The organism is Caballeronia sp. BR00000012568055 (assembly GCF_029439455.1).
Classification (GTDB): Bacteria; Pseudomonadota; Gammaproteobacteria; order Burkholderiales; family Burkholderiaceae; genus Caballeronia.
Window position 1 is genome coordinate 12,009 of record NZ_JAQFVG010000013.1, and the last position, 9,444, is coordinate 21,452.

Here is a 9,444-nt window from a genome sequence, read left to right on the forward strand (position 1 = left end):
GTCCGTGAACGAGTACAAGCACATGCGTCGCTGGACCGATGCCATCGGCGCGCGCCCTGCGGTGCAGCGCGGCCGGATGGTGAATCGTTCGTTCGGAGAGCTATCGAGCCAGTTGCACGAGCGTCACGATGCATCGGACTTCGAAACTCGTACGCAGGACAAGCTTGCCTGAGCGTTAGTTCGATTGTGCAGCGACACGTTTGTGAAGCGCACGGGTTGCGCTCGATGCGTACGAACCAGTTATTTTACTATTCGACCGCTTTGGACTTTTCCTTTTGCCACACGCGCAGACCGAATACAGGCACCACGCCATACGCGTGATCGATTAGATCGGAGAGCTTGCGCTCATAACGCGTCCAGTCGGTTTCATCGAGGTAGAAGTAGATTTCCAGCGCGATCATAGGGCGCGAGGTCTGCACTTGCCGCACGATCAGCGCCATATCGCGGCGCACGGAATCGTGCGTGCGTAGATAAGCAGTGATGTAGAGGCGATATAAACCGAGATTCGTATTACGCTGCACGTCTTCATCCGCGAGCAGGGCAAGCGGATGGCGCGCGTCGTCTTGCAGTCGTTTGATCAAGGTTTCATCGGGAAAGCGGATGGTGTCGGCATCGAAATGGATGGCGTGTTTCACGCGTCTTGCGCCGGATTCCGTCATGCCCCGCCAGTTCTTCACGCTATTGGTCAGGAGAACGTAGCTCGGTAGCATGATCACCGTGTTGTCGAAATTGCGTACCTTGATGGTGTTCAATGCAATGTCGATGACCTCGCCGTCCGCAACATATCCCGGCACTTCGATCCAGTCGCCCACGCGCAGCATGTCGTACGCGGCAAGCTGAATACTCGCCACGCAGCCCAGCAAAGAATCGCGAAACACGATGATAAGCAGCGCCGTGACCGCACTCAAACCGGTCAGCAAATAAACGGGCGAACGCTCCAGCAGAATCGATATCACCGCAATGAACGCGATCAGATACACGATGATGGTCGATATCTGCAAAAAGCTCTTGATCGGCCGCTCGCTCGAAGAAGGCACATGGCTATAGCGCTCTTCCACGCTGTCGCGAAACGCGATGGCCGCGCGCACCAGCGTGATGACCATATAGCACGCGGCCAGGATCGCTAGCGGCCTTCCAAGCATCGCTACAAAGGGAAACGAGATGCCCGACAACAGCGGCGCGGACGAATACACGATCGCCGCAGGCACCAGCGGCGCAAGCCGGTGAAATACCTTGTGTCGCTCGGCGGCGCGCAGCCACTTGTTTTCTTCGCGACGCGCAAGCCGGTTCACGATCATGATCATGATCCAGCGCGTCAGGTAATAGCACAGCGTGCTTGCAAGCAGAATGGACAGCAGCAGCGCCACGATGATCGCTGCGGCAACCCATTCGTTGTCCGTATAAATATGAAACTCGTACCAATTCTTTCCGCCTTCGATCCGCAAGATGTTGTCGAGCATGGACGCTCCCCAGGCGTGAAACCCGCACGAACTACGCGATCAACGAACGAATTTTCTCTGCATCTTCCGGCGTAGCCGGGTTATAGACCACCATACTCAAGTCCTGCCTGCCATCGACTGCGAACGCGGAATACTCGAATGAAAACGGCCCCAGCACAGGATGACGAATATGCTTGGTGCCTTCGCGATGCGCCTGCACGTCGTTGTCGCGCCACATTGCGGCGAACTCGGGACTAAGGTTGCACAACTCATCGACTAGTTTGCTGACAGCAGACGCCGCGCCAGCCCGCGCCACGTCGATACGAAATGCGCCCACCACAAAGCGCGCAACGCTTTCCCAGTCGTATTGCATTTCGCGCGAACGTGTATCGAGAAACATCAGACGAAGGACATTGCGCTGCGAGCGCTCCAGCGCGTTGTAGTCGGTCAGCATGACGGTTGCCGCACGATTCCATCCGACGATATCCCACGTCGCGGTGCGAATGACCGCAGGACAGGGATTGAGCGCATCGAGTATGCGTTGAAGTCGCGGCGTGATGTCTTCGTCGCCTTGATAATCGACCTCAGGAGGATGACCGAACGCCAGAAGAAAAACATGCTCGCGCTCGACCTTTGTAAGCATCAACGCACCGGCGATACGATCGAGCACATCGGCAGAAGGCGCGCCGCCGCGCCCTTGTTCGAGCCATGTGTACCACGCGGGACTGATATTGGCGCGCTGCGCGACTTCTTCGCGACGCAGCCCCGGCGTGCGGCGGCGCGGCGCGGAAAAGCCGAGCGCGGTGGCATCGAGTTTCGTGCGGCGGTCCTTGAGATAGGCGCCGAGGAGATCTTGCTCACTCATCGTGGTGGTCGTAGATGATGCGTCGTATAGCACGATAACGACCGTACTTTACTACGATGAGTGATGCTCTGAATGTGCCGCTTAAGACTGACGAGCGATATTCGCGCTCATGGTGCGGCGGCGATAGTTCGTATCGCGTGTGGCGAGCCAGTAGTAAAGCGGCGACGTCAGCACGAGACCAATCACCCACGAGAGATCGGCGCCATCGAGATACTTCGGCACCGGGCCTGCGTACATCGGCGTATTCATGAACGGAATCTGCACGAGAATGCCGATGACATAAGCGATCAGCGCCTGCGGATTGAAGCGGCCATACAAGCCGCCATCGGCCTGAAAAATAGACTGGATGTCGTAGTTACCTTTGTGAATGACATAGAAGTCGATCAGATTGATCGCGGTCCACGGCACCAGCACGACCAGCAATGCAAGCACGAGATCGACCAGATTGCCGACAAAGTTAGTCGATGCACCGATCGCGCCATAACAACATGCAAGCAGAATCACGACGGACAACACTGCGCGCGCCTTCGCTGTGGGAATCCAGCGATACGCGAAGGTCTGCAACGAGGTGATGACCGCGAGCACCGCGCCATACAGATTCAACGCGTTATGACTGATCACGCTCAAAAGAAAGAGCACGAGCATCATCGAGCCGAGCGGGCCGGTGGCGGCTTTCACGGCATCCATTGCATCGACGCCGGGCGGCACGGCGAGCACAGCCACCGCGCCGAACACGAACGCAAGCGTCGAGCCGATGGTGCAGCCGAGATAGGTCGCCCAGAACGTCGAAGCGACGCTCACGTTCTCCGGCAGATAGCGCGAATAATCGGACACGTAAGGCGCAAATGCGATTTGCCACAGCGCGGACAGCGAGACCGTTGCAAGCCATCCGGCGATATTGAAACCACCGCGCGTGAAGAAATCATCGGTGGCGATATGCGTGAAGATATAGCCGAAGCCAATGAAGATGCCGATGCCCAGCACCCATGTTCCGATGCGATTGAGTATATGAATAAAGCGGTATCCGATAATACCGATCAGTCCAGACCCGAGCGCGCCGATCACGATTCCCACCGGCACCGACACACTTTGCTCGATACCATGCAGCAACTTCCCCGCCAGCACGATATTCGATGCAAAGAAGCCGATATACATCACGCCTGCAATCACGGTCACTAGCAACGCGCCCCACGAACCGAACTGCGCGCGGCTCTGAATCATCTGCGGAATGCCCATTTGCGGGCCTTGCGCGGAATGCAACGCCATCAACACGCCGCCCACCAACTGACCGACGATGATCGCGACGATGCCCCACAGCAGATTCAAATGGAAAATCTGCACGCCGAGTGCGCCCGTCACGATAGGCAGCGGCGCGATATTCCCGCCGAACCACAGCGTGAACAGATCACGCACCTTGCCATGACGATCTTCCGGCGGCACGTATCCAATGGTGTGCTTCTCGATCAACGGCGAAGCATTGCCGTTGCTATTGCTGTTGCTATTGCTTTGCGGAGTGTTCAATTGCGTCTCCTTAGAGGCGTGTTTCATCGCTGAGCGTTGAAAGCTCAGGTATCTTAACAATGTCGATTGAATCAGACTGTGTTCGAGAGGTAATCCGCGAGGCGCGCGAGCATCGCGTCGCAAGCCTGCAATTGTTCGACGCTTACATACTCATCGGGCTTGTGGCCCTGATCCATGCTTCCCGGTCCGCACACAACCGTCGGTATTCCGGCTTGTTCGAACAGGCCACCTTCCGTGCCGAACGCAACCGTGCCGAATGCGTTCGATCCCGCCAGCAGCGCAAGCAAACGCGCAGCATCACTATCAGGCGATGTCGCCAGACCCGGATACGCCGACAACGACTGAAAACGGATGTCCGTTTCCGCCTTCACTGCGCGCATCTTTGGTAATAGTTCGGCCTCCGCATAAGTTTGCAATTCATCTGCAACCTTGTTCGCGTCGAAGCCCGGAAGCGCGCGCACTTCGAAATCGAATTCGCATTCGGCGGGCACGATATTGAGCGCGCGGCCGCCTTTAATGACGCCAGTCTGAACCGTCGAATACGGCGGATCGAAACGTTCGTCGTGATGCTCGGGCTGCGCGAGCTGATCACCGATCTCATCGAGTCGATTGATCAGACGCGCGGCGTATTGGATCGCATTGACGCCGTACGGCGCGTAGGCCGAATGACAGGGCGCGCCCTTGACGCAGCAGCGCATCGCGAGTTTGCCTTTGTGACCGAGCACGGGCTTGAGTTCGGTCGGCTCGCCGATCACGCACAGTACGGGTTTATGTGCGCGACGCGCGAGTTCCGCGAGCATCGGACGTACACCTAAGCATCCGACTTCTTCATCGTATGAGAAGGCGAGATGAATCGGCAGCTTCAGGTCGCGCTTCACGAATTCAGGCACGCTAGCAAGCACGCAGGCGAGAAAGCCTTTCATGTCCGCCGTACCGCGTCCGTACAAGCGTCCGTCTTTCTCGATCATTTCAAATGGATCGACGGTCCACGCTTGTCCATCGACGGGCACGACATCCGTGTGTCCCGACAGCGCGATACCGCCGCGATCACGCGGACCGATCGTCGCAAAAAGATTCGCCTTGGTGCGTTCATCGTTATAGAACAACTCGCATTCGATGCCATGTTTTGCGAGGTATTCGCGAATAAACTCGATCAACGCGAGATTCGATTCGCGGCTCACCGTGGCGAAACCGATCAGCTTTTCGAGCAGCGCGCGGCTCGACATGTCATTCATCGCCGGGCACTCCGTAGCTTGGCGCAGCGGTCGGATTCAAGGCGCGCGTCACGTAGTCCTGCATCTGCGGTTTATAAGCAGTCCACAAATCAGCGAGCTTGCCGATGGGGTCATCGTCAGCCCAGTCCACACGCAGATCGACCAGCGGCCAGCTTTGTTCGCCTGTTATCTTCAACGCAGCCGAATGCACGGGACCGGCTTCGCCGCCTGCGGCTATTGCGGCTTGCATCGCGGCGAGCAATCGATCCGCAAGCGTGCCTTCCGCGCTGGCGAATGCAGCGGGCATCGCTTCGATCACATGCACGCCGGACAGCATATTGCCCGCTGCGACGCATTGTTCGCCCGCTACCGCGTGATACGTGCCAAGCGCTTCCTTGCCGCTGAAAAATGCAGTGCGACCTTGCGAATCGATCACCGTGACTTGCCGATATTCGCTCCATTCGTTCGCATCGAGCGCGCGGCTCAGCGCGTTGAACGGCGTGAGTTTTTCATCGGCGAGAAGATCGAGAATCTGCGGCCCGAGCGCGGGCAACGTTACGTTTTGCGTGGCCACCGCGCCGATACCCGCACGCACCCACGGGCAACGCGCGCCCACAGCAATGCTCGACGAACTGATCGCAATGCCAAGCTGCCCCGTCTTGTCACAACGGCCGACGATAGAGAAAGTCATGCGCGCTCCTTGAGCTTCAGGCCTTTGCAGGCGGCGTCCAATCGTCGGGAATCACGGCGATCACATCGATTTCCATCAGCCATTGCGGCTGGCCCAACGCAACGACAGTAAGGCCAGTGGAAATCGGAAATACGCCCTTGAGCCACTTGCCGACTTCGCGATACACCGGCTCACGATTACGCACATCGGTCAGAAATGTCGTAGTCTTAACGATATGCGTAAGATCGCTGCCCGCTTCTTCAAGCAATTGCTTGACGTTCTTCATCGCCTGTTCGGCTTGCGCGCGCGGGTCGCCGAGTCCGATTAGATTGCCGTCGAAATCCGTGCCGACCTGACCGCGTACGTAGACCGTATTACCAGCGCGCACGGCCTGGCAAAGATCGTTATCGAGCGTTTGGTTCGGGTACGTATCCTTGGTATTGAACATGCGGATACGGGTATGCGTAGGTTGAGTCATCGAATCACCTTGTATGGATTATTCAGGCTGGCGTATGAACGGCTTCTTCATGCGGCACCGGCGCATGGTCGTAATACGCCTGATATTTGCGCTGCGTGACGATATGGTCGGCCACGTGTTTCGCGTCGTGCCACACGCCCCAGATAAATGCGGAGCCACGGCGCGAGAGCCACGGCAAGCCGAGGAAATACACACCCGGTTCCTTCGATACACCGCGCTGATGTTTAGGCTTGCCCTTCTCATCGAAGGTATCGACTTGCAGCCATTTGAAGTCGGTTGCGTAACCGGTCGCCCAGATGATTGACGTCACGCCCGCTTGAGTCAGATCGAGTTCTAGGAGCGGATGCGTGAGGCAGTCGGGATCGGACGGAATAATGCGGGCTTCGGGTTCGTCGGGAAGATCGAGTCCGTTACGGGCGGCGTAGGTGTCGGCTGCATCGAGCAGAGAAAGATAGTTCTCATCGCCGCGTGCGATGTTTTCCGCGAGGTCCGCATTGAACGACACCACGCCGTTATCGAACGATTTCGTCAGACCGACCAGCGTGACGCCCTGATGCGCGAGCCGTCGGAAATCGACTGTATGCCCGCCACGCGCACCGCTCACCGCGATAGTCACATGCTCGCGGCCCGGCTTCATCACTTCCGCGTCCCATTCGCCGAGCACGCCCAGCCACCAGCAAAAATCGCGTCCGCGATATCCACGCGGCGGCCGATCATGCGCGCCAACCGACAGATACACGCGCTTGCCCGCGCGCTGCAACTCTTCGGCAATCTGCACGCCCGACGATCCCGCGCCGACCACCAGCACGCCGCCTTCGGGTAGTTGCTGAGGATTGCGATACGCGGCGGAGTGAATCTGCGTCAGCGTGCTGCTTTGCGGAGCGATCGGCGGAATAATCGGCTCTTGAAACGGCCCCGTCGCGACAACCACACGCTTGGCTTCGAACACACCATCCGACGTTTCGACCGTAAAGCCCTGACGTCCGGTGTTGCGCACGACTTTCTTTACTTCGACACCCGTACGAATCGGTGCATTGAATTTCTTAGCGTAAGCGACGAAATAGTCCGCGACTTCTTCTTTAGGCGCAAAGGCATCCGCAGCCGTTTCCGCGAACTCTAAATTAGGAAAGCGATCGTGCCACGCGGGTCCGTTGGCAACCAGCGAATCCCAGCGCCCGGTGCGCCACGCTTCCGCAATCCGCGCACGTTCCAGCACGATATGCGGCACACCCTGGCGGCTCAAATGTTCGCTCATCGCTACGCCGGCTTGTCCCGCGCCCACGATAAGCGTGTCGATTGACGTCGTTTCCACTGTCATGGCTTAGTCCTTCTGAGAGGCGAAATGTCTTGCCGCAAAATCTACGCGTCCCAAGCGAATAACTAAAATATTTAAAAAAAATGCTAAGCATCGGATTTGACTATGCAGAGAATTTTGGCGAGCACACAATGCGTTCACTCAAGCTAAGAAAGCCGGAACACCGTCGATGGAAAGTCAGCCGCTGCGCTATTCGTTGCGTCAATTGCGCTATTTCGTGGTCACCGCGGAAGCCTTGTCCTTTACCGCTGCCGCCAAGAAATTGCATATCTCGCAGCCTTCCATTTCCACGGCCTTAGCGGATCTGGAAGTGTCGTTCGGCGTGCAATTGTTTATTCGTCACCATGCAAGCGGCTTGTCTTTGACGCAAGCCGGACGCGACTTGCTAGGCCAAGCGCGCAATCTGCTAAAGATTGCCGAGGAATTGCAAACCGCCGCTAAGGAAATGGATGGCGGCATGACGGGCGCCATTGCACTAGGCTGTCTTGTATCGCTTGCGCCGCCTTTAATGCCGGGTCTGATCAGCCGCTTTACGGAAGATCACGCGGGCATTTCGTTTCGCACCGTCGAGGGGCATCAGGATGCCTTGCTGCGCGGTTTGCACGACGGTTCGCTCGATATCGCTTTGACTTACAGCCTCGATCTGACGGAAGACATCGCTTTTACGCCGCTGCTTTCGTTGCCGCCCTACGCCATTCTTCCGCGTACGCACCGGCTGGCGCGGGCGCGCAAGATATCGCTCGAAGACTTGCTTCCGGAGCCTTACGTGATGCTCGATCTGCCGCATAGCCGCGAATATTTCGCCGCACTTTTCGATGCAGTCGGCGCGCGGCCGGTGCCCGCGTTTCGCTCCTCGCAGCCGGAAGTGGTGCGTGGCATGGTCGCTAACGGCTTAGGCTATAGCCTGCTCAATTTCCCGCTCAAGTCAACGCGCACCGTTGACGGCGAAGAGTTCGTCATTAAGCGCTTCAAAGACAACGTCAACGCGACCATGCTTGGCATTGCGCAATCGCGCACCATGAAGCCGCGGCAAGTGGTGCATCGCTTTGCGTCGTTTTGCGAGAGTTATATCGGCCGCCTGCATATCGACGCTTAAAGAAGCGGGCTGTATAGGCAAAAGCTTTGCTTTGTATCCAAAAACAATATTTTGGCTGGCAATTTGGCTTGATAGATTGATGTCCATGTCGAGGAGAGACTCATGGACAACACGGCAATTTCAAAGCTGATCGATACGCTCAACGCCGGCGTCGAGCGCCCGTTCAGCGACGCGCATGCGATGCCGCCCGGTGTCTATACGTCGCCCGAGTTTCTCGCGCTCGAACAGCAGCATATTTTTCAGCGCGAATGGCAATGCTTAGGCCGCGCCAGCGCGCTCAAAGCGCCCGGCGATTATCTGACTGCGCAGCTTGGCGCGCAGCCTGTTGTCGTGTTGCGTGACGAACAGATGAAGCTCAAGGCGATGTCGAATGTGTGCCTGCATCGCATGTCGGTTTTGCTTGAGGGACGCGGCAGTGTGCGCCGTATCGTGTGTCCTTATCACGCCTGGAATTATTCGCTCGATGGTGCGCTAAAGGGCGCGCCGTTGATGGATCGGCAAGAAGGTTTTTGCAAGGAAAGCTATAAGTTGCCTGCTGTGCGTTGCGAAGAATGGCAAGGCTGGATTTACGTGACGCTCGATGAAAACGCGCCGCCCGTGGAGTCGCAACTCGGTGAGCTAAGTAAGTTGATCGATGCCTACGGCATGACCGATTACATCGAAACGTTCTATGAAGAACACGTGTGGGACACCAATTGGAAGATCCTCGCGGAAAACTTCATGGAGAGCTATCACTTGCCGATGCTGCATCGCGCGACGGTAGGGCCGCATTCACGGCTCGAAGAGATGGAATGTCCGCCGGGTTTTCCCGCGTTCAATTATCACTGGATCACGAAGGAAGCGTCT

General features: G+C 57.3%; 9 protein-coding genes and 1 pseudogene. 3 read left to right on the forward strand and 7 right to left on the reverse strand.

What is annotated here, in order from left to right:
• Nucleotides 1-172, forward strand: a pseudogene (locus P7F28_RS01510) (glutathione-dependent disulfide-bond oxidoreductase); the annotation flags it as partial.
• A 76-nt stretch (nt 173-248) separates the two neighbouring features.
• Here P7F28_RS01510 and P7F28_RS01515 read toward each other — a convergent pair.
• From P7F28_RS01515 to P7F28_RS01545, 7 genes are all read right to left on the reverse strand, one after another.
• Nucleotides 249-1,460 (reverse strand): mechanosensitive ion channel family protein, encoded by a 1,212-nt coding sequence (locus tag P7F28_RS01515; protein WP_277182635.1) that lies wholly within the window; start codon nt 1,458-1,460, stop codon nt 249-251.
• 31 nt (nt 1,461-1,491) lie between these two features.
• A complete protein-coding gene (locus P7F28_RS01520; RefSeq protein ID WP_277182636.1) occupies nt 1,492-2,304 on the reverse strand; it encodes a helix-turn-helix transcriptional regulator in 813 nt (270 codons plus the stop codon).
• A gap of 81 nt (nt 2,305-2,385) precedes the next feature.
• Complete coding sequence (locus P7F28_RS01525; RefSeq protein WP_277182637.1) at nt 2,386-3,825, reverse strand: cytosine permease; 1,440 nt, start codon at nt 3,823-3,825, stop codon at nt 2,386-2,388.
• A gap of 71 nt (nt 3,826-3,896) precedes the next feature.
• The gene (gene argE / locus P7F28_RS01530) at nt 3,897-5,060 is read right to left on the reverse strand and encodes an acetylornithine deacetylase (protein ID WP_277182638.1); all 1,164 of its coding nucleotides are present in this window, start codon (nt 5,058-5,060) and stop codon (nt 3,897-3,899) included.
• On the reverse strand, nt 5,053-5,730 hold the full coding sequence (locus tag P7F28_RS01535) for a DUF1028 domain-containing protein (protein ID WP_277182640.1): 678 nt from the start codon (nt 5,728-5,730) through the stop codon (nt 5,053-5,055). The genes argE and P7F28_RS01535 overlap by 8 nt, the downstream gene beginning before the upstream one ends.
• 16 nt (nt 5,731-5,746) lie before the next feature.
• On the reverse strand, nt 5,747-6,187 hold the full coding sequence (locus P7F28_RS01540) for a RidA family protein (RefSeq protein WP_277182642.1): 441 nt from the start codon (nt 6,185-6,187) through the stop codon (nt 5,747-5,749).
• A 22-nt stretch (nt 6,188-6,209) separates the two neighbouring features.
• On the reverse strand, nt 6,210-7,505 hold the full coding sequence (locus P7F28_RS01545) for an NAD(P)/FAD-dependent oxidoreductase (RefSeq protein WP_277182644.1): 1,296 nt from the start codon (nt 7,503-7,505) through the stop codon (nt 6,210-6,212).
• Nucleotides 7,506-7,671: 166 nt separating this feature from the next.
• Between P7F28_RS01545 and P7F28_RS01550 the strand changes: the two genes are divergently transcribed.
• Together P7F28_RS01550 and P7F28_RS01555 are read left to right on the forward strand one after the other, a co-directional pair.
• Nucleotides 7,672-8,598, forward strand: a complete 927-nt coding sequence (locus P7F28_RS01550; protein ID WP_277182645.1) for a LysR family transcriptional regulator — start codon at nt 7,672-7,674, stop codon at nt 8,596-8,598.
• A 102-nt stretch (nt 8,599-8,700) separates the two neighbouring features.
• Nucleotides 8,701-9,444 (forward strand): aromatic ring-hydroxylating dioxygenase subunit alpha (locus tag P7F28_RS01555; protein ID WP_277182647.1); only part of this gene is annotated, 744 nt, incomplete at its 3' end.

Bases quoted from the DNA above. Each gene is read 5' to 3' on its own strand.
- P7F28_RS01515 (WP_277182635.1), bottom strand. From the start codon at position 1,460: ATGCTCGACAACATCTTGCGGATCGAAGGCGGAAAGAATTGGTACGAG.
- P7F28_RS01520 (WP_277182636.1), bottom strand. From the start codon at position 2,304: ATGAGTGAGCAAGATCTCCTCGGCGCCTATCTCAAGGACCGCCGCACG.
- argE (WP_277182638.1), bottom strand. From the start codon at position 5,060: ATGAATGACATGTCGAGCCGCGCGCTGCTCGAAAAGCTGATCGGTTTC.
- P7F28_RS01535 (WP_277182640.1), bottom strand. From the start codon at position 5,730: ATGACTTTCTCTATCGTCGGCCGTTGTGACAAGACGGGGCAGCTTGGC.
- P7F28_RS01540 (WP_277182642.1), bottom strand. From the start codon at position 6,187: ATGACTCAACCTACGCATACCCGTATCCGCATGTTCAATACCAAGGAT.
- P7F28_RS01545 (WP_277182644.1), bottom strand. From the start codon at position 7,505: ATGACAGTGGAAACGACGTCAATCGACACGCTTATCGTGGGCGCGGGA.
- P7F28_RS01550 (WP_277182645.1), top strand. From the start codon at position 7,672: ATGGAAAGTCAGCCGCTGCGCTATTCGTTGCGTCAATTGCGCTATTTC.